The 24118-nt window shown below is 24.8% G+C and carries 24 protein-coding genes and 1 tRNA gene; 16 read left to right on the top strand and 9 right to left on the bottom strand.

The genetic code is table 11. The features are described from left to right. The first annotated feature begins 97 nt into the window (after window positions 1–97). The gene (gene trmB / locus RJT62_RS02340) at window positions 98–814 is read left to right on the top strand and encodes a tRNA (guanosine(46)-N7)-methyltransferase TrmB (RefSeq protein ID WP_343153600.1); all 717 of its coding nucleotides are present in this window, start codon (window positions 98–100) and stop codon (window positions 812–814) included. A 39-nt stretch (window positions 815–853) separates the two neighbouring features. On the opposite strand, the gene hemW is transcribed toward trmB, so the two are convergent. From hemW to dusA, 5 genes are all read right to left on the bottom strand, one after another. After that, entirely contained in the window at window positions 854–1978 is a 1125-nt protein-coding gene (hemW, locus tag RJT62_RS02335) for a radical SAM family heme chaperone HemW (RefSeq protein ID WP_343153598.1), read from the bottom strand. Window positions 1979–2174: 196 nt separating this feature from the next. Beyond that, entirely contained in the window at window positions 2175–2591 is a 417-nt protein-coding gene (ruvX, locus tag RJT62_RS02330; protein WP_343153596.1) for a Holliday junction resolvase RuvX, read from the bottom strand. A 26-nt stretch (window positions 2592–2617) separates the two neighbouring features. Further along, window positions 2618–3568 carry a glutathione synthase gene (gene gshB / locus RJT62_RS02325; protein WP_343153594.1) on the bottom strand — a complete coding sequence of 317 codons (951 nt, stop codon included), beginning with the start codon at window positions 3566–3568 and terminating at the stop codon, window positions 2618–2620. Window positions 3569–3701: 133 nt separating this feature from the next. Further along, window positions 3702–5090 (bottom strand): replicative DNA helicase, encoded by a 1389-nt coding sequence (gene dnaB, locus RJT62_RS02320; RefSeq protein WP_343153592.1) that lies wholly within the window; start codon window positions 5088–5090, stop codon window positions 3702–3704. Between the two features lie 262 nt (window positions 5091–5352). Beyond that, window positions 5353–6372, bottom strand: a complete 1020-nt coding sequence (gene dusA, locus RJT62_RS02315) for a tRNA dihydrouridine(20/20a) synthase DusA (RefSeq protein ID WP_343153590.1) — start codon at window positions 6370–6372, stop codon at window positions 5353–5355. 235 nt (window positions 6373–6607) lie between these two features. Here dusA and RJT62_RS02310 point away from each other — a divergent pair, with 235 nt between their 5' ends. Next, on the top strand, window positions 6608–7126 hold the full coding sequence (locus tag RJT62_RS02310) for a single-stranded DNA-binding protein (RefSeq protein WP_343153588.1): 519 nt from the start codon (window positions 6608–6610) through the stop codon (window positions 7124–7126). Between the two features lie 86 nt (window positions 7127–7212). Here RJT62_RS02310 and bioH read toward each other — a convergent pair whose 3' ends face one another. Beyond that, window positions 7213–8007: a pimeloyl-ACP methyl ester esterase BioH gene (gene bioH / locus RJT62_RS02305; RefSeq protein WP_343153587.1), complete on the bottom strand. Its 795-nt coding sequence runs from the start codon at window positions 8005–8007 to the stop codon at window positions 7213–7215. Between the two features lie 128 nt (window positions 8008–8135). On the opposite strand from bioH, the gene RJT62_RS02300 reads away from it, so the two are divergent. Next, window positions 8136–8711: a NifU family protein gene (locus RJT62_RS02300; RefSeq protein WP_343153585.1), complete on the top strand. Its 576-nt coding sequence runs from the start codon at window positions 8136–8138 to the stop codon at window positions 8709–8711. Between the two features lie 23 nt (window positions 8712–8734). Here the strand turns inward: RJT62_RS02300 and ansA are convergent, their stop codons facing one another. Beyond that, the gene (gene ansA, locus RJT62_RS02295) at window positions 8735–9778 is read right to left on the bottom strand and encodes an asparaginase (protein ID WP_343153583.1); all 1044 of its coding nucleotides are present in this window, start codon (window positions 9776–9778) and stop codon (window positions 8735–8737) included. Window positions 9779–10109: 331 nt separating this feature from the next. Here ansA and RJT62_RS02290 point away from each other — a divergent pair, with 331 nt between their 5' ends. Both RJT62_RS02290 and deoD read left to right on the top strand, forming a co-directional pair. Next, entirely contained in the window at window positions 10110–11351 is a 1242-nt protein-coding gene (locus tag RJT62_RS02290) for a phosphopentomutase (RefSeq protein ID WP_343153581.1), read from the top strand. 37 nt (window positions 11352–11388) lie between these two features. Continuing rightward, the gene (gene deoD / locus RJT62_RS02285; RefSeq protein WP_343153972.1) at window positions 11389–12111 is read left to right on the top strand and encodes a purine-nucleoside phosphorylase; all 723 of its coding nucleotides are present in this window, start codon (window positions 11389–11391) and stop codon (window positions 12109–12111) included. Window positions 12112–12166: 55 nt separating this feature from the next. Here the strand turns inward: deoD and RJT62_RS02280 are convergent. Then, window positions 12167–12251, bottom strand: a tRNA-Ser gene (locus RJT62_RS02280). A gap of 400 nt (window positions 12252–12651) precedes the next feature. Between RJT62_RS02280 and aroK the strand changes: the two genes are divergently transcribed. The 4 genes from aroK (at window position 12652) to trpS (ending at window position 16435) form a co-directional block, all read left to right on the top strand. After that, window positions 12652–13176, top strand: coding sequence for a shikimate kinase AroK (gene aroK, locus RJT62_RS02275; protein ID WP_343153579.1), 525 nt, complete (start codon window positions 12652–12654; stop codon window positions 13174–13176). A 51-nt stretch (window positions 13177–13227) separates the two neighbouring features. After that, window positions 13228–14310, top strand: coding sequence for a 3-dehydroquinate synthase (aroB, locus tag RJT62_RS02270; protein WP_343153577.1), 1083 nt, complete (start codon window positions 13228–13230; stop codon window positions 14308–14310). 365 nt (window positions 14311–14675) lie between these two features. Next, complete coding sequence (gene rpe / locus RJT62_RS02265; protein WP_343153575.1) at window positions 14676–15362, top strand: ribulose-phosphate 3-epimerase; 687 nt, start codon at window positions 14676–14678, stop codon at window positions 15360–15362. Window positions 15363–15424: 62 nt separating this feature from the next. After that, window positions 15425–16435 (top strand): tryptophan--tRNA ligase, encoded by a 1011-nt coding sequence (gene trpS / locus RJT62_RS02260; protein WP_343153573.1) that lies wholly within the window; start codon window positions 15425–15427, stop codon window positions 16433–16435. A gap of 23 nt (window positions 16436–16458) precedes the next feature. Here trpS and tsgA read toward each other — a convergent pair whose 3' ends face one another. Beyond that, complete coding sequence (gene tsgA, locus RJT62_RS02255; RefSeq protein WP_343153571.1) at window positions 16459–17640, bottom strand: MFS transporter TsgA; 1182 nt, start codon at window positions 17638–17640, stop codon at window positions 16459–16461. Window positions 17641–18248: 608 nt separating this feature from the next. Here tsgA and tusD point away from each other — a divergent pair. The 7 genes from tusD to tuf all read left to right on the top strand — a co-directional run bounded on the left by tusD (window position 18249) and on the right by tuf (window position 23769). Beyond that, window positions 18249–18611 (top strand): sulfurtransferase complex subunit TusD, encoded by a 363-nt coding sequence (tusD, locus tag RJT62_RS02250; protein WP_343153569.1) that lies wholly within the window; start codon window positions 18249–18251, stop codon window positions 18609–18611. Further along, window positions 18589–18984: a sulfurtransferase complex subunit TusC gene (gene tusC, locus RJT62_RS02245; RefSeq protein ID WP_343153567.1), complete on the top strand. Its 396-nt coding sequence runs from the start codon at window positions 18589–18591 to the stop codon at window positions 18982–18984. Before tusD ends, tusC begins: the two co-directional genes overlap by 23 nt. Window positions 18985–18998: 14 nt before the next feature. Next, on the top strand, window positions 18999–19286 hold the full coding sequence (tusB, locus tag RJT62_RS02240; protein ID WP_343153565.1) for a sulfurtransferase complex subunit TusB: 288 nt from the start codon (window positions 18999–19001) through the stop codon (window positions 19284–19286). Between the two features lie 126 nt (window positions 19287–19412). Beyond that, the gene (gene rpsL, locus RJT62_RS02235; protein WP_343153563.1) at window positions 19413–19787 is read left to right on the top strand and encodes a 30S ribosomal protein S12; all 375 of its coding nucleotides are present in this window, start codon (window positions 19413–19415) and stop codon (window positions 19785–19787) included. Window positions 19788–19849: 62 nt separating this feature from the next. Further along, on the top strand, window positions 19850–20320 hold the full coding sequence (gene rpsG / locus RJT62_RS02230; protein WP_343153561.1) for a 30S ribosomal protein S7: 471 nt from the start codon (window positions 19850–19852) through the stop codon (window positions 20318–20320). Between the two features lie 99 nt (window positions 20321–20419). Then, the gene (gene fusA / locus RJT62_RS02225; RefSeq protein WP_343153559.1) at window positions 20420–22525 is read left to right on the top strand and encodes an elongation factor G; all 2106 of its coding nucleotides are present in this window, start codon (window positions 20420–20422) and stop codon (window positions 22523–22525) included. A gap of 59 nt (window positions 22526–22584) precedes the next feature. Continuing rightward, entirely contained in the window at window positions 22585–23769 is a 1185-nt protein-coding gene (tuf, locus tag RJT62_RS02220; RefSeq protein WP_343153557.1) for an elongation factor Tu, read from the top strand. The last annotated feature ends 349 nt before the right edge of the window (window positions 23770–24118 follow it).

Genomic DNA, 24118 nt, shown 5'->3' with positions numbered 1-24118 from the left:
GTTTTTGTTTTCCTTATTTAGACTAATATGATTTAATGTTAAATTAATCAAAGTTAAGATTAATTAATTATATAAAAAATAAAAGAATTGGTAAAATATGAATGAGAATATTTCTCCTGTAATTTTTCAAAAAAAAGAACTTTTCTTACGAAAGATTCGAAGTTTTGTAGTTAGAAGAAGAATAACAAAATCTCAGGTAAGTGCGATAAATGATTTTTGGCCCAGATTTGGAATAATGTTTGAAAAAAATTTTTTAAATTTAGAGCAAGTTTTTTTTAAAAATATGCCAATTGTATTAGAAATTGGTTTTGGAACAGGAAAATCTTTAGTTAAAACAGCAATACAAAATCTAGATAAAAATTTTTTAGGAATAGAAGTTTATGAATCTGGAATAGGAAATTGTTTAAAATATATTAATAAGTATAATTTAAATAATATAAAAATTATTTTTTATGATGCTGTAGAAGTTTTAAATAATATGATAAAAAACGAAACTTTATCAAGGGTACAAATTTTTTTCCCTGATCCTTGGGAAAAACGTCGTCATAGAAAAAGAAGAATGGTAACTAAACATTTTTCTAAAGTTATTCATAAGAAATTAACTAATAACGGAATTATTTACATAGTTACTGATGTCGAAACATATGCTAAAGATATTTTATATATATTCGATGATACTTCTAAATATATAAATCTATCAGATGATCAAAGATATGTAAGACGATTAAGAAATAGACCTATAACAAAATTTGAAAAAAAAGGAATCTCTTTAGGAAAAGTCATTTTTGAGTTAATATTTCGATGTATAAAGTAATTTTGTTAATAATATTATTAATTTTGAATAGGATTTTTATTACATAAATTCTTCTAATAAGTCATTCAAAAAATTTTTCCCTTTTTTTGTAGTTTTCCAATATTTTGAATCTTCTATTAGATATTTTGAATTTATTGCTTTTTTTATAAAAGGATAAAGATATTTTTGATTTATCCCTGTTTTTCTATGAAAATCTTTTTTTTTGATTGGTTTTATTAATCTTAAAACATTCATAAAATATTCAAGAATGATATCTTTTTTAGAAATATTTTTTTTTTCTTCTATATATAACCCTTTCATAAAGTTTGATACTTTTTTTGTTTTGGAAATTCTGATGATTTTTCCATTTATTTGAGTTATTTTGCTATGAGCACCAGATCCGATACCTAGATAATCTCCGAAATTCCAATAATTTAAATTGTGTAAACAAGGATTTTTTTTAAAATATGAAGATATTTCATATTTTTTATATCCTGAAGAAATAAGTATTTCTTCACCTTTTTTAAATATATTAAAAATAGTTTTTTCACTTGGAAATTTATGTTTAGTGTAAAAAAATTTTGTTTTAGGCTCTATTGACAATTGATACCAAGAAATGTGAGAAGGATTAAATGAAATTGCTTTTTTTAAATCAGAAATTGCCATATTTAAGGTTTGATGAGGTAAACTATGCATTAAATCAAAATTTATGTTATCAAAATTAGCTAATTTAGCTATTTTAATAGAATTTAAAATATTTTTTGTAGAATATTCTCTATTTAAGTAATCTAAACTACTTTTTTTAAAAGATTGTATTCCTATGGACAATCTGTTTATCCCTGCTTGTTTATATTCCAAAAATTTTTTATTTTCAATAGTTGTAGGATTAGCTTCTATAGTAATTTCTGGATTTTCTACAACTTTTATATTATTTTTGATTTCTTTTATCAAAAAATTTATATTTTTTGCGCTAAATAAACTAGGAGTTCCTCCTCCAATAAAAATTGTTTGTATTTTTCTATGTTTTATCAAATGTATACTTTCTTTTAGATCTTGAATAAGATGATAAATATATTTTTCTTCAGGAATATATTTTTTTTTTAATGAATGAAAATCACAATAAGGACATTTTTTGATGCAAAAAGGTATATGCACATATAAACTAACTTTAGGTAATTTTTTCATAATTAATGACTTTTATTATTATAATATTGTAAAAAGAATTTAAATGTTCATTTAAAATTAAATTTTAAAAATGTTTATTTATGCAAATAAATTATATTTTGTAAAGATTAAATTAAATTAATAAAAAAGTCTATTGTTAAAAAAAATTAAGATAAAATTTTAGAAGATAAAAAATCGTATATGAAAAATATTTTTTTTATGTTTTTTCTAAGGAAAAGTACCAACTTTCTAAAATTAAGGCAGCAGAAATAGAATCAATTTTTCCTTTTTTTAAAGCTTTGAATCCTCCTTTATTGAATAAAAAATTTTTTGCTTCTATTGTGGTTAAATATTCGTTATGCAATATTACGGTACGTTGATATTTATGTTTTAAAATATTAGCAAATTTTTTTGTTTTTTTGGTTATGTTTTGTTTTTTTTTGTTTTTATATATAGGAAAACCAACTATTAAGATATTTGGTTCCCAATAACTTATTAATTTGTTAACAACATTCCAATCTGGATAATTTTTAATACATTGTAAATGGTTTAAAGCTTTTGTTGTAGAAAATAAAGTTTCTCCAACAGCTACTCCAATAATTTTAGTTCCATAATCAAACGATAGAGCAATCAATAGAATTTTAATCCTTTTTAAAAAAGTTATTTAATTATTTTTTTTTCAATGAAATTGAATAGTTTTTCAGCAATAGATATTTTGCAGAATTTTTCAATTTGACAAATTCCAGTAGGACTGGTAACGTTTATCTCAATCAGTTTGTTTCCAATAATATCTAATCCTACGAAAATTAATCCTTTTTTCTTTAAAAATGAAAGTGTAGTATTAGCAATTTTATAATCTGTTTTATTTAAAGTTTTTACTATTCCAATTCCTCCAACTGCTAAATTTGCTCGATTCTCTCCTTTTATAGGTAGTCTAGTAAGGCACCAAGGAACAATGTAATTATCTATTATAAGAATTCGTTTATCTCCATTTTTAATATCTGTAATATACTTTTGGGATAAACAAAATTTACTTCCATTTTTAGTCATAGTTTCCAAAATAACCTGTTTGTTTTGATCTTCTATTTTTATTCTAAAAATAGATTTTCCTCCCATTGCATTTAGTGGTTTGATAATAATATCTTTATGTTTACTTAAGAACTTTTTTATTTCAGAAATATTATTGCTCATTAAAGTTTGAGGTATAATTTCTGGAAAATTAGTAGCTAATAACTTTTCGTTATAATTTCGAAGACTAGTAGGATTATTAATTAAAAGAACGTTTTCTTTTTTTAATTTATCTAATAAGTAAGTAAGATAGATAAATTCCATATTTACAGGAGGATCTTTTCTTATTAGGATAACATCGAGTTTTGATAATGGAATTATTTTTTCTTCTGAAAAAGAAAACCATTTTTTTTTGTCATTAATAACATTTAAAATTTTTGTTTTTCCATAAATTCTATCTTTTTTTAGGAAAACATCTCCTAGTTGCATATAATACAAAATATAATTTCTTTTTTTAGCTTTTAATAACATTGAAAAAGTTGAGTCCTTTTCAATATTTATTTTGGAAATTGGATCCATGATTACACCAAGATGAACAGACATATTTTTAAACCTATTTTATTATTTAAGAAGTTAATTTTTTATATTTTACAAAAACAATTTGAAAATTTAAACACTTAAATTACAAATTTTAGATTTTTAGTAAAAATTTTGGTAAAAAGTAAAATATAAATTTTTATTTATACAATTGGGAAGCATAGTTATCAAATCTAGACCAATTTCCGTTAAATGTAAGTTTAATTGTTCCAATTGGTCCATTTCTTTGTTTTCCAATGATAATTTCAGCAATTCCCTTTAGATCGCTATTTTGATGATAAACTTCATCTCTATAAATGAACATGATTAGATCTGCATCTTGTTCTAAAGAACCCGATTCTCTTAGATCCGAATTTAAGGGTCTTTTGTCAGATCTTTGTTCCAAAGAACGGTTTAGTTGAGATAGGGCAATTACAGGAATTTTTAATTCTTTAGCTAAAGCTTTTAAACTTCTGGAAACTTCTGCGATTTCTAACGTTCTGTTTTCCGATAAAGAAGGTACTCGCATAAGTTGCAAATAATCTATCATAATTAAACTTAACCCATTATTTTCTCTGTAAATTCTTCTCGCTCTAGATCTGATATCTGTAGGCGTTAATGCTGAAGAATCATCGATGTAAATGTTCTTTTTTTTCAATAAAATGTTAATAGTTCCATAAATTCTAGACCAGTCTTCATCAGTTAGTTGGCCAGTTCTAATTTTTGTTTGATTTACCCTAGATAATGAGGATAACATCCTAATCATAATTTGTTCTCCTGGCATTTCTAAACTGAAGATTAAGACTGGCTTTTCATATATCATTGCAGCGTTTTCACAAATGTTCATAGCAAAAGTAGTTTTTCCCATTGATGGTCTTGCAGCAATAATAATAAATTCAGAATTTTGTAAACCTGATGTTTTTTTATTTAAATCTGGATATCCCGTATTTAGTCCAGTTAATCCATCTTGAGGAGCATTAAATAATTTTTCTATTTTTGCGACGGTGATGTCTAAAATTTCTTCAATATTTTTAGGTCCTGAATGATTTTTATTTCTATTTTCTGAAATTTTAAATACGCTAGATTCAGCATAGTCTAATAGTTCTTCACTTCTTTTACCTTGGGGATTGTAACTAGCATTTGCAATTTTGTTAGCAACTAATATTATATCTCTGATAATTGCACGTTCTTTAATTATATCGGCATAAGCTGAAATGTTAGCTGTGCTAGGAGTATTTTTTGATAATTCTGCTAAATAAGAAAATCTTCCAGCATTATCTAATATTCCTTTTTGTTCTAGAGATTCAGATAAAGTAATTAAATCTATAGGTTGTCCAAGATTAAATAATTGTTGCATTTCTAAAAAAATTATTCTGTGTGCTTGACTAAAAAAATCATTAACGACGATTTTATCAGAAATAATGTCCCATAATTCATTGTCTAACATCAATCCTCCTAGAACTGATTGTTCAGCTTCTAGAGAATGAGGTGGAATTTTTAAAAATTCTTCTTTTGTTTTTAATTTTTGATAAAATTTATTTTTAATCATGTTCAGTACATTACCAAAATTTAATTTTATAGTTAACATTTTTTAAAAAAATAAATTTGTTTAATTAAGAAGTTAAATTCTTTACATTTTTAAAAAGATGTTTATAAAAAGTTTTTTTATTAGAAAAGACATTAATAGTTTTGAACTTTAAAAATACGCTTACTTTTTAAATTGTTATATGCATTATTTAATTATATTTTTGTAAAAATAATCATATTAAGTAATTTTTGAAATTAATTTTACTTATTTATAAATACAAAAATTAATTAGAAAAATAGTTATTTTTCATTAGTTCTAAACCAGTTTCTAATACATTTAAATCGGCGTTATTTTTAGTAGCATTTTTGCATAGATATTTTTTCCAAAAAGATGATCCTTTCATTCCATAAAAAGCATTTAAGAAATGTCTAGCTATCTGATATAAAGAAGTTCCAATTAAAAGTTCTTTTTCAATGTAAGGATACATGCTTTGTATAATTTTCGACATTTCTTCAGAAGTTTTGTAAAATTCATTAAAAATCAAATTGTCTACATTTTTTAAAATTGATGGATTATTATATACTGCTCTTCCTAACATTACACCATCTGTTTTTTTAAGATGTTTTTTAGCTGAAGAAATTGATTTAATATTTCCGTTAATTATAAACATTAAATTAGGAAAATCTTTTTTTAAGTTGTAAACAAATTCATAATTTATTTTAGGAATTTTAAAATTTTTTTTAGTATTTAAAGAAAAAACTAACGCTTTTCTTGCATGAATAATAAAAGTTTTACAAATATTGTCTTTAGAAATTTCATATATGAAGTTACTTAAAAAATTATAACTATCTTGATGGTTTATTCCTATTCTTGTTTTTATTGTGATAGGTATGGAAACATGTTCAGAAATGGCTTTTATAATACTACGGACGGTATTTGTTTCATTCATTAAAGAAATACCAAAATGAGATTTATTAACTTTTTTAGAAGGACAACCAATATTTAAATTGATTTCGTTGTATCCTTTCAAATAAGCTAATTTAGCACATTTTGCTATTTTTTTTGGTATTCTTCCCGCTAATTGAATAGATATGGGATTTTCCGGTTTTGAATTATAAATTATTTTCTTTTTTATTTTTTCAAAAGGTCCATTAGCAACTATCATTTCTGTATATAAAAGTGATTTTTTTGTTAATTTTCGATAAAAATGTCGACAGTGTTTGTTTGTATAGTTAAGCATTGGAGCTACAGAAAATTTGTGACAATAAGTTTCGTTTGAGATTTTTTTCTTTTTATTTTTCATTTGAATATTTTAAAAATATTAAAGTAGATATTTATCAAGTATACTATGTATAATACACACATTTTTTAGAAAAATGATGATTATTATATTCAAAAAAAATGAAAAATAATGATGATTATTTTATTTTTTTAAAAAAAAGATTAAAATTACATAATAAGTTTATTTTTTAAAAAAATGCAATTTAAAAGAATTCAAATAATAAATTTGTTGTTGATTTTTTTGAGGATTACAAAAAATGGCTAGTAGAGGAATTAATAAAGTAATATTAATAGGAAATTTAGGTCAGGATCCAGAGGTTAGATATATGCCTAATGGAACTGCAGTATCTAATATAACATTAGCAACTTCAGATGTTTGGAAAGATAAAAATACAGGAGAGAACAAAGAAAAAACAGAATGGCATAGAGTGGTTTTGTTTGGAAAATTAGCAGAAATTGCGGGAGAATATTTACGTAAAGGATCTCAAGTATATATAGAAGGTTCTTTACAAACTAGAAAATGGCAAGATAAAAATAATTTAGATCGATATACAACCGAAATTGTTGTAAATATAGGAGGAACAATGCAAATGTTGGGTAATAGACACTCTCATTCTAATAATATGAGAGACGAAAGTCGTTCCTCTTCTGATTCTAAATCATTATCTTTCAATGAAAAATCTTCTAAAAATAATTTGAGTAATAAAGGTAACAAATTATCTACTGTGAATTCTATATCTGATATAGACTTTGATGATGAAGACATTCCTTTTTAGATAAATATATTTAGATAGTTTAAAACAAATACTTTATTTGTACAAACTATCTAAAAAAAATAAAAGTTTTTTTGCAAGAAAACGTTTTAAGAAATTTTTTTAAAGGTTAGTTGTTTTGAAAATAACAAAATTATTTTACAAAATTGTTTTAAATGTGAAATAAATGGAGCATGAGAAGCTTTCTTTATAATAATAGATTTTGGTTCATAGCAACATAAATCTAATAGGTTTGAAATTTTTTTTGGAACCATCAAATCTAAAGATCCGTATATTCTAAGTAAAGGTATCTTAATATTTTTGATTTCTTTTCTTAAATCAATGGAACAAAGAATTTTAAATCCTTCTTCTAAAGCTAAATTTGAAGGAGAAAATGTAGCCAACATTTTTTTTTGAAAATTTTTCCAATAGATAGGGTTAACATTTTCTTTGTTATTTAGCTTTTGTTCTTGAAAAAAATTTTTCACAGATAATTTGTAGTTTTTTTTTAATTGGTTCTTAAAATTTAATAGTTCTGAATATTCTAAACCAGGCCAATTTTTTTTCTTTAAAAAATAAGGAGAAGATGAAACATTTATAATTGATGATATTCTTTCAGGATGAGTTAAAGCTAATTTGTTAACTATTAACCCGCCTAAAGACCAACCCATCCAGATTGCTTTTGGTGGCATATATAGAGATATTAATTTAATTAATTGATTAAATTTTAGTACGGGGAAAAAACGATTTTTCCCAAATCCAGGTAAATCTATAACATATATTTTGTAATATTTTTTTAATTTCTTAATAAGATAAAACCAGATCGTTGAATCAAATCCATATCCATGAATTAGAACTAAATTTTTTGATCCGTTTCCAATACTATGCAAATAAAATTTTTTCATAAATTTTTGATCAAAAAAAATATTTTTTTAGTTTAATGTATAAAATATTTTTATGTACTTGTCTCGTATAAATATATAGGTAATAATAATACTTATTTTTATAAACTAATTCAATTTTTATATAAAACATGATTAATATCTCTAAATTAGCACAAGATTATTTTGTAAATCTTTTGGGAAAAGAAAAAAAAAATACGCATATTCGGATATTTGTAAAAAATCCAGGCACTAAGTTTGCAGAATGTGGTTTAACTTATTGCTTTGAAAAAGAAATATCTTCTTTGGATAAAGAAATTAAATATTCAAAATTTAACGTTTATATAAATAGTTCAGTAGTTTTATATTTTAAAGATGCAACAATAGATATTATAAAAGAGAATGAGAATTCTAGGCTAGTTTTGAATGCTCCTTATGTTCAAAAATCATTATTAAACCATTCCTTATCATTAAAAGATAAACTGATTGTTTTTTTAAATGAAAAAATCAATCCAAAACTCAATGCACATGGAGGTTCAATTTCTTTAGTAGAAATAACAGAAGATAAGCATGCTGTGCTAGAGTTTAAAGGTGGTTGTAATGGATGTTCTATGGCACATATAACGTTAAAATCAGGAGTAGAAAAAGAGTTGTTAAAGTACTTTCCGGAATTAAAAAAAGTAATAGATATTACAGAACATAAAAAAGGCAAGCATTCTTTTTTTTAAAAAAGAGTGTTTTTTTTCCAAAACTAATATTTTGAATTATGTAAAGTATTATTTTTTTCTGGAGTTAATTCTCCACAAAGATTTTTCTTCATAATTTTCTTAATTTTATCAACAGATTTATAACTGCTAAATAAAAAATGTAACTTAGTTAATGCTGCTTCTACTGTTAAGTCGTATCCACTGATTACACCTACATTAGAAAGAGCATTTCCCGTTGCATATCCAGACATATTTACAGTGCCAGATGTACATTGAGTTAAATTAACTAAGATGATATTTTTTTTTGAAGCATAATTTAATTCATTTAAAAATTTTTTATTTTGAGGAGCATTACCAACTCCATAAGAGCATAATATTAATGCTTTTAGTGGTTGAACAATAAAGTTATGAATTATTTTTTCCGAAATACCAGGATAAATAGTAATAATTCCTATTGGTTGAGGAGTAATTGAATAATATTTAATATTTTTTTTGTACTTGTTCTTAATAATTTTATAATCGTGATATATACTGATTCCAGTTTTTAACAAACAGGGAAAATTAGGAGATGTAAAAGCGTTGAATCCGTTAGCATTGGATTTAGTAGAACGATTGCCTCTGAATAATTTATGGTTAAAAAATAAAGTAACTTCATTAATAGGATAGTTTGCTGCAATTATTAAAGCATTTAATAAATTTTGTTTTCCATCTGATCGAATTTCTGAAAGAGGAATTTGGGAACCAGTTATAATTATAGGTTTTTCTAAATTTTGAAGCATAAATGAAAGAGCTGAAGCGGTGTAAGCCATTGTATCAGTTCCATGCAAAATTATAAAACCGTCATATTTTTTATAATTTTTATGAATATCATTAGCAATAATATTCCATTCATTAGGTGTCATGTTGGAAGAGTCAATTAGAGGTTGATATTCGTTTATTTTAAAAAAAGGAATTTCTTTTTTTTGAAAATCTGGAATTTTCATTATTTTTTTTTTTAAATACCCTGCTACTGGTATATAACCTGATCTAGATTTTTTCATTCCAATAGTCCCGCCTGTATAAGCAATGTAAATTTTTTTTCTATTCATTTTTAAACTCTTTTCAAAATGATTTTAGGTAACTTAAATTAAAAAAGAATTAATATTTTTATTGATAAAAACATTAATTTTAATGGTTTTAATTTTATCAATAAGAAAATTTATTTTCAATGCAATATATATATATTAGATTTAATGATCTATTAATTAAATTAATTTTTTGTATCTAAAAAAAAAATTTGTATGGTATTATCAAGAAAAATGAATTCAGTTTTTTGATATTTTTATAAATATATATTTATAATTTTTAAATAGTTAATTTAAAAAATTGATAAATTTTAAATATACATAAAGTATTTTTTTTTAAAATTGGAAACAATATATGAGACGAGTATTCATTTTATTACTAGATTCTTTAGGAATAGGGTCAAGTAAAGATTCAAAATTGTTTGGAGATGATGGTTCAGATACATTAGGTCATATAGCAGAAAAATGTTTTTTAGGTAAAGCAAATCAAGGTAGATCAGGAGTCTTACGTATACCCAATTTAACTAAATTGGGATTAGCAGAATCAGCATATCAGGCCACTAATAGGTTTCCTTTGGGATTAAATAGAAATTTACCTATTATAAGTAGTTATGCTTATGCAAGTCAAGTTTCTTCTGGGAAAGATACTATTTCTGGACATTGGGAAATTTCAGGTGTACCAATATTATTTGATTGGTATTATTTTAGAAACAAATTTGAGAGTGTTTCAACAGATTTAGTAAATCAAATTATTTTTGATTCAAATATTTCAGGAATAATAGGAAATTGCCATGCTTCTGGAACAGATGTTTTAGATATTTATGGAGAAACACATATCTTAACAAACAAACCTATATTTTATACATCTTCAGATTCTGTGTTACAAATAGCATGTCATGAAAATTTTTTCGGATTACAAAAATTATATGAGTTATGTTTGAAAGTACGAAAAATTTTAAATAATAAGAAATATAAAGTTGCTAGAGTTATAGCTAGACCTTTCTTAGGAGAAAAGAAAGGGTCTTTTTTTAGGACAAACAATAGAAAAGATTTTTCGATCAAACCAATTGATGATACTGTAATGGTTAAATTAATAAGAGAAAATTTAGGAACAGTTATTTCAATTGGAAAGGTAAGTGATATATTTTCAAATGTAGGAATTAGTTATTCGATCAAATCAAATGGTATAATAAATTCGTTTAATAAAATTATTAAAGAAATAAAAAAAGCAAAAAATAATACAATCATTTTTGCTAATTTTGTTGATTTTGATTCTTTATGGGGACATAGAAGAGATGTTTCTGGATATGCAAAAGGATTAGAATTATTTGATCAAAATTTACCAAAGATATTAGAAATAATTACTGATAAAGATTTGTTAATTATAACAGCAGATCATGGATGTGATCCTACCTGGAAAGGAAGTGATCATACACGAGAAAACATTCCTATTCTTTTATATCAAAAAAATAAAAAATCTGTTTTTTTAGGACATAGAAAAACATTCTCAGATATAGCACAAACGATAGCTAGTTTTTTCTCACTTTCTAAAATGAATTATGGAAAAAGTATGGTTTCTAATGAACTTACTTTTTAAAATATATAATATTATTAATATCAGAGATTATTTATTTATGATTACTCCTCATATTGATTCTAAAGAAAACAGTTTTTCTGAAGTTGTATTTGTTTCTGGTGATCCAAATAGAATAAGATATATAGCTAAGAATTATTTAACAGATGTTATTAAAGTGAATACGGTTCGTGCTATGCTTGGTTTTACTGGAAGGTACAAAAGCAAAATTATATCTCTCATGGCACATGGTATAGGAATGCCTTCATGTTGTTTATATGTAAGAGAATTAATTGAATTTTATAAAGTTAAGAAAATAATTCGTTTAGGTAGTTGTGGTATAGTTAGAGAAGACATAAAATTAAATGATTTAATTATTTCTACTGGAGCTTGTACAGATTCAAAGATGAATAGAATTAAATTTTTAGATCATGATTTCTCTGCTATTCCTGATTTTAATACGGTTTATAAATTAATAAAGGCTGCTAAAAAAAATAATGTTTTTATTAGAGTTGGAAATTTTTTTAGCACTGATTCATTTTATTTTCCGAGGAAAAAAGAATATCTTTCTTTATTAAGAAAATATAATATTTCTGGTATTGATATGGAAACAGCAGGTTTATATAGTGTAGCTTCTGAATTAAATGTTAAGTCGGCTTCTATATGTACTGTTTCAGATAATATCATTACCGGGGAAAAGTTAACTATTAAAGAAAGAGAAGAAAGTTTTGATAAAATGATTGGTGTTGCTTTAAAATCAGTATTGTTAAAAGGAATATTATAATAACTATCTTTTTTAAATTGTTAATATTTTTAGTTAAATTAAAAGAATTTAATTTTGGTGAAGAAGGGATTCGAACCCTTGATACGTTTCCGTATACACACTTTCCAGGCGTGCTCCTTAAGCCACTCGGACACTTCACCATTTTGTTTTAAAAATATACTTTAAAGAGAGATTTTTTTGAAATTTATATATTTTTTGAAAGTATTTTAATACTATTTAAATATTTGAATTTTTTTAAATATAAATTTATTTATTTTAATTTTTTTAATAAATCGTTCTTGAATATTTTGTGCAAGAAGTTTAAAGTAATTAAAATATTCTATTTTTATATTTATTGATTATACATTATAAACAAAAAATAGAGTTAATCAATATTTGAATAGTTTTGTTACAAGTAAAAAATTATTTGTTATGTTAATAAAATTTTTTATTAATTTTGGAATATTTATTTAATGAATTTAAATTCTATTTATATTGCTTCCAGCAATCAAAGTATTTATGCTGGGTTTATATTAACAATTATTTTAATAAAATAAAAAAATGGCAGAAAAACGAAATATTTTTTTAGTTGGACCAATGGGAGCAGGGAAAAGCACCATAGGAAGGCAATTAGCTCAACAACTTAATATGGACTTTTATGATTCTGATCAAGAGATTGAAAAAAGAACCGGTGCAGATATAAACTGGGTTTTTGACGTGGAAGGTGAAAAAGGTTTTAGAAATAGAGAAAAAAAGATAATTAATGAATTAACTATGAAACAGGGAATAGTATTAGCAACAGGAGGAGGTTCCATAACTACAAAGGAAGCAAGGAATCAACTTTCATCAAGAGGTGTAGTAATATACTTAAAGACAACTATTGAAAAACAATTAATGCGTACAAATAGGGATAAAAAAAGACCTTTGTTAAAGGAAAAGGGAATATCTGATACAGGTATATTACAAAAATTAGCTAATTATAGAAATCCATTATACGAAGAAATTGCAGATTTTACCGTATGTACAGATGAACAAAGTGCAAAAGTTGTTTCGCATCAAATTATAGATTTACTAAACAGAAAATAAAATTAGGAATTAAATAAATTCAGTGAAATTTATAATGAGGTTTATCAAATAATGGAGAAATTACAGGTTAGTTTAGGAAATAGGAGCTATCCAATTACTATTGGATCTAAAATTTTAGAGTTAGATAATATTTTTTGGCCTTTGAAACCAGGAAATCAGGCCATGTTAGTAACTAATAAAACATTAGCGAATATTTGGAAAGATAAGGTTTTTTATCAATTAAGACAAGCTGGTATTAAATTAGATCAAGTAATTTTATCCGATGGGGAACAGTATAAGACTTTAAATGAAATGGAGTTAATTATTTCAGCATTATTAGAAAAGCTTCATAATAGAGATACAACTTTAATTGCTTTAGGAGGAGGTGTTATAGGAGATTTAACAGGGTTTGCTGCTTCTATTTATCAAAGAGGAGTGAGGTTTATTCAAATTCCTACAACTTTGTTATCTCAAGTAGATTCTTCTGTTGGAGGAAAGACGGGGGTTAATCATATTTTAGGGAAAAATATGATCGGATCTTTTTGGCAACCTTCTTCGGTAATTATTGACATTAATTGTCTATCGACATTGCCTAATAGTGAAATGGTTTCTGGAATAGCTGAAGTTATTAAATATGCGATTGCTTTTGATGAAAAATTTTTTATTTGGTTAGAACAAAAAATTCATTTAGTTTTAGCTTTAAATGAACCAGAACTTTCTTATTGTATTTCAAAGTGTTGTCAATTAAAATCGTATGTTATTTCTGTTGATGAAAGAGAAGATAATGTTCGAGCACTTTTGAATTTAGGACACACTTTTGGACATGCTATTGAAGCACATTTAGGATACGGAAGTTGGTTGCACGGAGAAGCTGTATCTGTTGGAATCATTATTGCGGCAAGAGTTTCATATTTATTAGAAAAAATCAGTAAAATTGAAGTAAATCGAATTGTTAATTTATTTAAAAAAGTTGGTTTACCAACAAAAGCACCAAAAAATATGACGCCTCATGCTTATCTTCCTTATCTTACAAAAGATAAAAAAGTACTTTCAGGGATAATACGATTCATTTTACCAGTAAAAATTGGGGAAGTTAAAATATTCACTAATATAGATAAAAACGTTCTTTTATCAGCCATTAGAAGTAGTCAATAGACATCATTTTTAGCATTTTAAATATCTTAAGTTAAAGTATTACGTAATATTTATTACATATATATTTTTTTAAAAAATAAAAGTGATTTAAAATAAAAAATTTAGAAATTTTTGTTAGATAAAATCTATGTAAAAAATTTTAAGGTATATAATTTTTGAACAAAATTAAAATATTTTTTTTAAGTTAAATTTAAAACTAAGTTTTTATAAACAGAAATTTTAAAAGTTGTTTAAATCATCTAAAATATTTTTTGTTTAAATTGGTTATATAAAAAATATTTTAAAAAAATTAACAAATTTTTATTTTTTTAAGATAAATTTTTCATAAATAATGTTTATTATTAATCAAATTTGAGGATTAAAAAATGAAAAATTTTTTTTTAGCCCCTTCAGTTTTATCAGCTAATTTTTCAAAATTAGGCGAAGATATTCAAAAATCAATTGATGCAGGGGGGGATATAATACATTTTGACGTAATGGATAATCATTATGTGGAAAATTTAACTTTTGGACCGATGGTTTTACAATCTCTTCGAGATTACAAAATTTCTGCTAAAATAGATGTTCATTTAATGGCTAGTCCTGTAGATTCTTTAATACCTAAATTTGCAAAATCCGGAGCTGATTTTATTTCAGTTCATCCTGAATCAACGAATCATATTGATAGAACTTTACGAATGATTAAAGATTATGGATGTAAAGCAGGAATTAGCTTAAATCCTGGAACTCCTATTAATTATCTTGATTATGTAATGGATCAATTAGACATGATAACAGTAATGTCCGTAAACCCGGGATTTGGAGGACAAACTTTTATACCAGAGAGTATAAATAAAATTAGGCAAGTTAGACAACGGATTAATGAAAGTTCAAATAATATTTTATTAGAAGTAGATGGTGGAATTAATATTAAAAATATTTCTGATATAGCTTTAGCAGGAGCAAATGTTTTTGTTATAGGATCAGCTTTGTTTGGTTCCTCTGATTACACTTTTGTTATAAGAAAGCTAAGACAAGAATTAAAAAAAGTACATTTTAATTTAATGAATTAAATGTTTAGTATTTTTTAAGAAAATACTTTATCTAATTCAATTTAATTTTTTTTAGGAACAAAATGAATAATTTTAAATCAGTAGCATTTAGTGCTATGCAACCTTCAGGATCTTTTACTTTAGGCAATTATTTAGGTTCGCTTAAATACTGGTCTGACATGCAAAAAAAATACCAGTGTTTTTATTGTATAGCAGATTTACATGCTTTAACTACATTAAATATTAATAGCAATTTAGAAAAAAATACTTTGGATGCTGTTGCATTGTATTTGGCATGTGGCATAAATCCTAAAAAAAGTATTATTTTTGTACAGTCTCATGTTTTGGAACATACTTCATTGTATTGGTTTTTAAATTGTCATTCAAGTTATAATGAATTAAAACGTATGACACAATTTAAAGTAAAACAAAAAAGCAATATTTCTTTTTCTACTGCTGGTTTGTTAAATTATCCAATTTTAATGGCAGCAGATATACTATTGTATCAATCTAAAAAAGTAATTGTTGGAGAAGATCAAAAACAACATTTAGAATTAACAAGAAATTTGGCAAAAAAAATTAACTCTTTTAAAAAGGATACTTTTGTAATTCCTGAAACAATAGTTCCAAAATACAGTAGTAAAATAATGTCATTACTTAATCCTTATCAAAAAATGTCTAAATCTGATATAAATGTCAACAGTACAATTTTTTTATTAGATAAAAAAGAATCTATCATAAAAAAAATAAAGAAGGCTGTAACTGATTCAGATAAAGATGGTAAAATATGTTACGATTTGAAAAAAAAACCTGGAATTTCTAATTTTTTGAAGATTTTGTCTAGCATTAGAGAGATTCCGATATTTGTTTTAGAGAATGAATTTTCCAGAAAAAATTATAGTGATTTAAAGCAAGTTTTAATCGATGAAGTTAGTACAGTAATTGAAAAAATTAAAAATGATTTTTATTTTTTTAGAAAAAATGAATTGTTTTTAAAAAAAATTGTCAATGAAGGTGCTGAAAGAGCAAGATTTTTTGCTAAAAAAACAATGAATAAAATTTTCAATTTATTTGCTTTACTAAAAAATAATTAAATATATTTTTTTAAAAAAATTTTCTATAGATTATGATTATGAATGATATTTTTTCGATGATTTGTAAAAAACCCAAAAGTTATAGATAGACAGAAAACAATTGTATATAAAAAATTTGCTGTAATTAAAGCAAAAATTAGTCCTTTTTTTATAATAATTGGTTTTGTGACGATAAAGGTTAACAAAGTTCCAACAGTTCCAGAAGTTAAAACAAAACTTATTTGTTTAGGGGAAGGATTTTTTGTTTGTAAGGAAGATAGAGTTATAATTACTGTATAAATTGCACTAGAAAAGAATCCTAAAGAAATGATTGTTATCGATAATAGTTTTAAGTTATTTGCACCAATAAATAGATACATAATAAAACTAGAAGTTCCTGTTAATAAAACTAAAATTTTTTGTAAATCAAAAAATTTAAGTATTAAACTAAAAAACCACATTCCTATCATATAAGACATCCAAAAAAAACTTACTAATTTTCCAGCTTCTTTTATATTGAGTTTTAATAATTGAGTTGCATATTCTGGAATCCACGAAATAAAGCTTAACTGACCTAAAATGTATAGTAAAGCCATAATTGATAGTAACATATTTCCAATTATAAAATTTTTTTTTATTTTTATTTTTTTTAAATTAATTCTTTTAGTCGGAATTGGAAATTTCGCATTGATTGTTAGGAAAAAAATTATTATGTAAACTGAAAAAATTAAGATATATATCCAGTACCAAGTCAAATGATAATCAAAAATTTTAGTTGCGATAAAAGGAAAAATCATTCCTGACATACTAAAAAACGAATCTGTCAATAAAAGAAATTTTATCCTTTGATTTCCTTTATATAAAATAGTTATTAAAAAAGTACCTATTGACATAGTGATACCACTTACCAATCCGAATATGAAAATACTGCCGCTAAAAATTATTAAATTTGAACTTTTTATTAATCCAATTATTGCAAATAACATTAATAAAAATCCAGATATAAGTTGTTTCTTTATTGAAATAAATTCAATTATCCAAGCATTTAGAAAAATTGAAATTAAAAGACCAGCATTTAAAAAAGTAAATGTACTACTCATATTGGTAGTAGAAAGATCAAAATATTTTGCAATTTTTCCTAATATCATTCCTGTTGTAACTATTAAACCCCCAGTTATAAAGTATGAAAAAAAACTAATTATTGTAAGCAATATTTTATTTTTCATTGATGAATTTTTCCTTTTTTAAACGTTCAATTTTTTATTAGTATATTTGAAATATTTTAAGTAATTTTTAATGAAATTTATCTTTTTTTGTTAATAGAAAGCATATTTTTTAAATTTTTCATAGTTAAGAATAATTATTAATTATTTTTTAAACGAAAATACATAAAAGAAATTTTTTAATTAAAAAAATAATTTTTAGTAAAAATTAATTCGAATTTCTGATTTATATTTTTTAAAAAGAATAATTTTAAAAAAAGGAAAAGTATTTTTTAGTAAAAGCTATTAATTTTAATTTTTAATTAATTAATCGAAAAAAATGCATAAAATATAGGTTAGTTGAGTAAAATGATTTAATCAATTAAAAAATAAAGAAATATTTTCTATAATTAAATTTTAATAAAATATATTTTATTGGATAAAAAGTATTTTTTGTTTATAATTAAACAAATATAAATTTGTCTTAAGAGAGTGTAAGAATATTAATTAATCGATTTAAACTATATAAATCGACTTATTTTATATTTTAAAATAAACGTTTTATTTAAAATGTGAATGAAAAGATATTTTTTTATATGTTCAATAAAAAGTTAAAAATATATATGAAATACATGTTGTTAATAACAGGTCCGGTTTATGGAAGTCAAAATGCTTTGACAGGATTATTATTTGCTAGAAATGCATTCTCTTCTGGAAACAATATTAGTAGTATTTTTTTTTATTGTAATGGAGTCACAAATTTTAATACAAAGTATTCCCCTTCCAAAAATGAATTCAATTTAGTACAAGCTTGGATTGATTTAAATAAAAAATTTAAGGTTAAGCTGAACGTTTGTGAAAGTGCTTCTTTAAGAAGAGGAGTAATAAGCAAAAAAAAAAATAATATTGATAAAGAATTGGTTTATTTTCAGTTAGTTGGATTAATAGAAATTGTTCAGGAAATGAGATATTGTGACCAAATTATTCAATTTTAAAAGAAAAGAGATACTATCTTCAGTAGCATTTATTTTTTCCAATTCCCCCCATGGTGATCATTGTAGTAGAGAGGGGTTAGATTATGTTTTAGCTTCATCATTAATCTTCAAAAAAATTGGATTATTTTTTATTGGAGATGGTGTATTTCAGATATTTAAAGATCAGCAGCCAAAAAAAATTTTTTCAAAAAGTTATATTTCTTTGTTTTTTATTTTATCTGATTACAATTTTTCAGATTTTTTTGTATGTTTAGATTCCTTATCTAGTAGAGGTATTAAAAAAGCATCTAACTTTTTATTAAAAGTACAACTATTAAATAAAAAATGTATTATAAAAAAAATAAACAAATTTGATATTATTTTAAATTTTTAAAAGGAATTTTTAAAATGTTACATACTTTAATGCAGTCTCCTTTTAAAATAGATACAATATTATTATTCAATTTTTTAAAACCTATAGATGATTTTTTAGCATTGCAAGATGGCGTGTTAATTTCCTTAAAGAAAAATTTTTTTTTAAAATTTTTATTAAAATCTAAAGCTAATTTGTATGTTTTAGATTCGGATTTGCAAGCTAGAGGTATATCAAATAGAGTATCTGATCATTTTTTAAAAATTACTTACAGAGATTTTGTTTTTTTAACTAAAATTAATAAAATGCAGATGAATTGGTAATAATTTTTTTAAAAATTAGAAAAATTGTTTTTTTTTAGTGTGAAATTTCATTTCATAATCTTATATTTAATGTTTTTATCATATTAAATATTTTAAAATATTAAAAATGTTCAGAAGGAGTTTTTAATGGCCACAGTAAATCAGTTGGTCCGTAAACCTCGTTTACGAAAAAATATTAAAAGTAATGTTCCAGCTTTAGGTAGTAGTCCTCAAAAAAGAGGAGTATGTACAAAAGTTTACACAACTACACCAAAAAAACCAAATTCAGCACTACGTAAAGTTTGTAGAGTTAGATTAACTAATAATTTTGAAGTAACAGCTTATATAGGAGGAGAAGGACACAATTTACAAGAACATTCAGTAATTTTAATTCGAGGAGGAAGAGTAAAAGATTTACCAGGTGTTCGTTATCATGTTGTAAGAGGAGCATTAGATTGTTCTGGCGTTAAAGATAGAAAAAAAGGTCGATCTAAATATGGAGTAAAGAGAAGTAAAAATTAATTTTTAAAAAAATAAAAAATATTTTTTTATATAAAATATTATTATAAAATAAAGGAATTTTTATGCCACGTCGTAGGATTATAGGAAAACGAAAAATTTTACCGGATCCAAAATTTTCTTCGGAAATTTTAGCTAAATTTATTAATATTTTAATGATTGATGGTAAAAAATCCATTGCGGAAACAATAGTTTATACTGCTTTAGAAAATTTATCAAAGAGGGTAAAAAAAACTGAATTAGAAGCTTTTGATATGGCTTTAGAGAATGTTAAACCTGTAATCGAGGTAAAATCTCGTAGGGTAGGGGGATCTACTTATCAAGTTCCTGTTGAAGTACGTTCAGTTAGAAGAAGTGCTTTAGCGATGAGATGGATAGTAGAATTTTCTAGAAAAAGAAATGATAAATCGATGGCTTTACGTTTATCAAATGAATTATTTGATGCTATTTATAATAAAGGAAATGCAGTTAAAAAACGTGAGGAAGTTCACAAAATGGCAGAAGCAAATAAAGCTTTTGCACATTATCGATGGTAGATTTTTTATATTAATTTAAATTAATCAGTATATATATTTAATAAAATTAACATTTATTTAAATAGAGTTAATGGTTATATGTAACTTTAGAGGAATTTAATGGCTCGTAGAACCCCTATTACACGTTATCGAAATATTGGAATTAGTGCACATATAGATGCTGGAAAAACTACCACTACGGAACGCATTCTTTTTTACACAGGTATAAATCATAAAATAGGTGAGGTTCATGATGGAGCAGCAACAATGGATTGGATGGAGCAAGAGCAGGAAAGAGGAATAACTATAACATCCGCTGCTACTACTACTTTTTGGGCTGGAATGAAAAATCAATTTAAATTACATCGAATAAATATTATTGATACCCCAGGACATGTTGATTTTACTATAGAAGTAGAACGTTCTATGAGAGTTTTAGATGGTGCTGTTATGGTATATTGTGCGGTTGGAGGCGTGCAACCTCAATCGGAAACAGTTTGGAGGCAAGCAAATAAATATCATGTTCCAAGAATTGCTTTTATTAACAAAATGGATCGTATGGGAGCAAATTTTTTTAATGTGTTAAACCAAATGAAAAATCGTCTTAGAATCGATCCAATTCCTTTACAAATTCCAATTGGATCAGAAGAAAATTTTTCAGGTGTTATTGATTTGATTAAAATGCAATCTATTAATTGGAGTGAAGGGGATCAAGGATTAACTTTCAAATATGGAAGTATTCCAGATGATTTAAAAGAAGTTTCTAAAAAATGGAATCATATATTAATAGAAGCTGCTGTTGAAATAGATGAAAATTTAATGGATAAATATTTAAACAATCAAAATTTATCTGAAAAAGAAATTAAAAGAGCATTAAGAAAAAGAAGCTTAAATGATGAAATAGTTTTAGTAACATGCGGATCAGCTTTTAAAAATAAAGGTATTCAAACTTTACTCGATGCAGTAATTGAATATTTACCAGCACCTAGTGATATAAAATTAATTAAAGGTATTAAAGATGAAAATGAAGAAATTGTTAGATTATCAGATGATTCCGAACCTTTTTCTGCTTTGGCATTCAAAATAGCAAATGATCCTTTTGTTGGAAACTTAACATTTTTTAGGGTATATTCCGGAGTAGTTTCTTCTGGAGATACTGTTTTAAATTCTGCAAAATTGCAAAAAGAACGATTTGGTAGAATAGTACAAATGCATGCTAATAAAAGGGAAGAAATTAGAGAAGTATATGCAGGAGATATAGCTGCGGCTATTGGTTTAAAAAATGTTACTACAGGAGATACATTATGCGATTTAAAGAAAGCAATTATTTTGGAAAAAATGGAGTTTCCAGATCCAGTAATATCGATAGCAGTTGAACCTAAGACAAAAGTTGATCAAGAAAAAATGGGAATTTCATTGGGAAGATTAGCAAAAGAAGATCCATCTTTTAGGGTAAGAACAGATGAAGAAACTAACCAAACCATTATAGCTGGAATGGGTGAGTTGCATTTAGAAATTATAATTGACAGAATGAAACGAGAGTTTAATGTTGATGCAAATATTGGAAAACCACAAGTAGCATATAGAGAAACAATTCGAAATGCTGTAAAAGATATAGAAGGTAAACATATTAAACAATCAGGGGGAAGAGGACAATATGGACATGTAGTAATTGAATTGTTTCCATTAAGTTCAGAAGAAAAATTAAATTATAAATTTATAAATGATATAAAGGGAGGTGTAATTCCAGGAGAATACATTTCAGCTATTGATAAAGGAATTCAAGAACAATTAAAATCAGGTCCTTTTGCTGGATATCCTGTCGTAAACGTTGGGATTCGTTTATATTATGGTTCATATCATGATGTAGATTCTTCAGAATTAGCATTTAAGTTAGCAGCTTCTATTGCATTTAAAAAGGCTTTTAAACAAGCAAATCCAGTATTACTTGAACCGGTAATGCAAGTTGAAGTAGAAAGTCCAGAAAATTATATGGGAGATGTTATAGGAGATTTAAATCGAAGAAGAGGAATAATTGAAGGAATGAATAATACAACAATGGGTAAAATTATTCAAGCTAGAGTTCCTTTATCTGAAATGTTTGGATATGCAACTGATTTGCGTTCTCAAACACAAGGGCGAGCTTCTTATTCCATGGAATTTTTTAAATATGTAGAAACTCCATCATCAATTTCTTCTTTAATAATTGAATCTAGGACAACATAATTTTTTTATTTTTTAATTAATACTTTATAAGAAAAAATATAATAGGGAGTTAATTTTTTATGTCTAAAAAAAAGTTTGAACGTTTAAAACCTCATATAAATGTAGGTACTATTGGACATGTTGATCATGGAAAAACAACTTTAACTTCGGCAATTACAACTGTATTGGCTAAAAAATATGGAGGTTCTGCTCGTGCTTTTGATCAAATAGATAATGCACCTGAAGAAAAAGAAAGAGGTATTACTATAAATACTTCTCATGTTGAATATGATACTAAAACTAGACATTATGCACATGTAGATTGTCCAGGACATGCCGATTATATTAAAAATATGATAACAGGTGCTGCTCAAATGGACGGAGCTATATTAGTAGTGGCTGCAACAGATGGACCTATGCCGCAAACTAGAGAACATATTTTATTGGGAAGACAAGTAGGTGTACCGCATATAATTGTATTTCTTAACAAATGTGATATGGTTGATGATGAAGAATTGTTAGAATTAGTTGAAATGGAAGTTAGAGATCTTTTAACACAATATGAATTTCCAGGAGATGATACACCATTCATAAGAGGATCAGCATTAAAAGCATTAGAGGGTGATCCTATCTGGGAATCAAAGATTATTGATTTAGCAAATTGTTTAGATACTTATATTCCTGAACCTAAAAGATCAATTGAACAACCTTTTTTATTACCGATTGAAGACGTTTTTTCAATTTCAGGAAGAGGTACCGTAGTAACAGGAAGAGTAGAAACAGGAATAATTAAAGTAGGCGAAGAAGTTGAAATAGTTGGTATAAAACCAACTACAAAAACAATTTGTACTGGAGTTGAAATGTTTCGAAAACTTCTAGATGAAGGTAGAGCAGGAGAAAATGTAGGTATTCTTCTTCGAGGAACCAAACGAGATGAAATCGAACGAGGACAAGTTTTAGCAAAACCTAACACTATTCATCCTCATACTAAATTTGAGTCTGAAGTATATGTTTTATCAAAGGAAGAAGGAGGTAGACATACACCTTTTTTTAAGGGTTATCGACCTCAATTTTATTTTAGAACAACAGATGTAACTGGTTTTATAGAATTATCTGAAGGAATAGAAATGGTTATGCCAGGAGATAATATAAAAATTGTTGTTACTTTAATTCATCCTATAGCTATGGCTAAAGGATTGCGTTTTGCTATACGAGAGGGTGGAAAAACTGTTGGAGCAGGAGTTGTAACAAAAGTAATTAGTTAATAGTTTATTATTATTATTAATTTTTGATACAATGAAAAGTCAGGAAAAGATATTTACTTAAAATCTTTTCTTGATGATTTTCATCAAATATTTTTTAAAATAAGTGTTAAAAATATTAATAGTTTTAATTTATCGGCAAAAAATCTATAATATTATAATATTCTAAAAAAAAGTTTTAAACTTTTTGTTGATGCAATTTTTTTTGTTAAAATATTAAATATTTTAAAGATCTTAAAGTTCAAAGGTAATACCTTCATTTAGATATATATTTATTATTTAAAAGATATTTTTTGAAAGATTAATTTTTTACTTAAAAATAAAATATTTTTAAAAGTTTGTATAAAAAAAA

The sequence above is a fragment of the Buchnera aphidicola (Mindarus keteleerifoliae) genome, from assembly GCF_039392895.1.
Classification (GTDB): domain Bacteria; phylum Pseudomonadota; class Gammaproteobacteria; order Enterobacterales; family Enterobacteriaceae; genus Buchnera_A; species Buchnera_A aphidicola_A.
This window is presented reverse-complemented; position numbering and strand designations above follow the sequence as displayed.

Coding starts and splice junctions, on each gene's coding strand:
- trmB (WP_343153600.1), top strand. CDS start 98: ATGAATGAGAATATTTCTCCTGTAATTTTTCAAAAAAAAGAACTTTTC.
- hemW (WP_343153598.1), bottom strand. CDS start 1,978: ATGAAAAAATTACCTAAAGTTAGTTTATATGTGCATATACCTTTTTGC.
- gshB (WP_343153594.1), bottom strand. CDS start 3,568: ATGTCTGTTCATCTTGGTGTAATCATGGATCCAATTTCCAAAATAAAT.
- dnaB (WP_343153592.1), bottom strand. CDS start 5,090: ATGATTAAAAATAAATTTTATCAAAAATTAAAAACAAAAGAAGAATTT.
- dusA (WP_343153590.1), bottom strand. CDS start 6,372: ATGAAAAATAAAAAGAAAAAAATCTCAAACGAAACTTATTGTCACAAA.
- RJT62_RS02310 (WP_343153588.1), top strand. CDS start 6,608: ATGGCTAGTAGAGGAATTAATAAAGTAATATTAATAGGAAATTTAGGT.
- bioH (WP_343153587.1), bottom strand. CDS start 8,007: ATGAAAAAATTTTATTTGCATAGTATTGGAAACGGATCAAAAAATTTA.
- RJT62_RS02300 (WP_343153585.1), top strand. CDS start 8,136: ATGATTAATATCTCTAAATTAGCACAAGATTATTTTGTAAATCTTTTG.
- ansA (WP_343153583.1), bottom strand. CDS start 9,778: ATGAATAGAAAAAAAATTTACATTGCTTATACAGGCGGGACTATTGGA.
- RJT62_RS02290 (WP_343153581.1), top strand. CDS start 10,110: ATGAGACGAGTATTCATTTTATTACTAGATTCTTTAGGAATAGGGTCA.
- deoD (WP_343153972.1), top strand. CDS start 11,389: ATGATTACTCCTCATATTGATTCTAAAGAAAACAGTTTTTCTGAAGTT.
- aroK (WP_343153579.1), top strand. CDS start 12,652: ATGGCAGAAAAACGAAATATTTTTTTAGTTGGACCAATGGGAGCAGGG.
- aroB (WP_343153577.1), top strand. CDS start 13,228: ATGGAGAAATTACAGGTTAGTTTAGGAAATAGGAGCTATCCAATTACT.
- rpe (WP_343153575.1), top strand. CDS start 14,676: ATGAAAAATTTTTTTTTAGCCCCTTCAGTTTTATCAGCTAATTTTTCA.
- trpS (WP_343153573.1), top strand. CDS start 15,425: ATGAATAATTTTAAATCAGTAGCATTTAGTGCTATGCAACCTTCAGGA.
- tsgA (WP_343153571.1), bottom strand. CDS start 17,640: ATGAAAAATAAAATATTGCTTACAATAATTAGTTTTTTTTCATACTTT.
- tusD (WP_343153569.1), top strand. CDS start 18,249: ATGTTGTTAATAACAGGTCCGGTTTATGGAAGTCAAAATGCTTTGACA.
- tusB (WP_343153565.1), top strand. CDS start 18,999: ATGTTACATACTTTAATGCAGTCTCCTTTTAAAATAGATACAATATTA.
- rpsL (WP_343153563.1), top strand. CDS start 19,413: ATGGCCACAGTAAATCAGTTGGTCCGTAAACCTCGTTTACGAAAAAAT.
- rpsG (WP_343153561.1), top strand. CDS start 19,850: ATGCCACGTCGTAGGATTATAGGAAAACGAAAAATTTTACCGGATCCA.
- fusA (WP_343153559.1), top strand. CDS start 20,420: ATGGCTCGTAGAACCCCTATTACACGTTATCGAAATATTGGAATTAGT.
- tuf (WP_343153557.1), top strand. CDS start 22,585: ATGTCTAAAAAAAAGTTTGAACGTTTAAAACCTCATATAAATGTAGGT.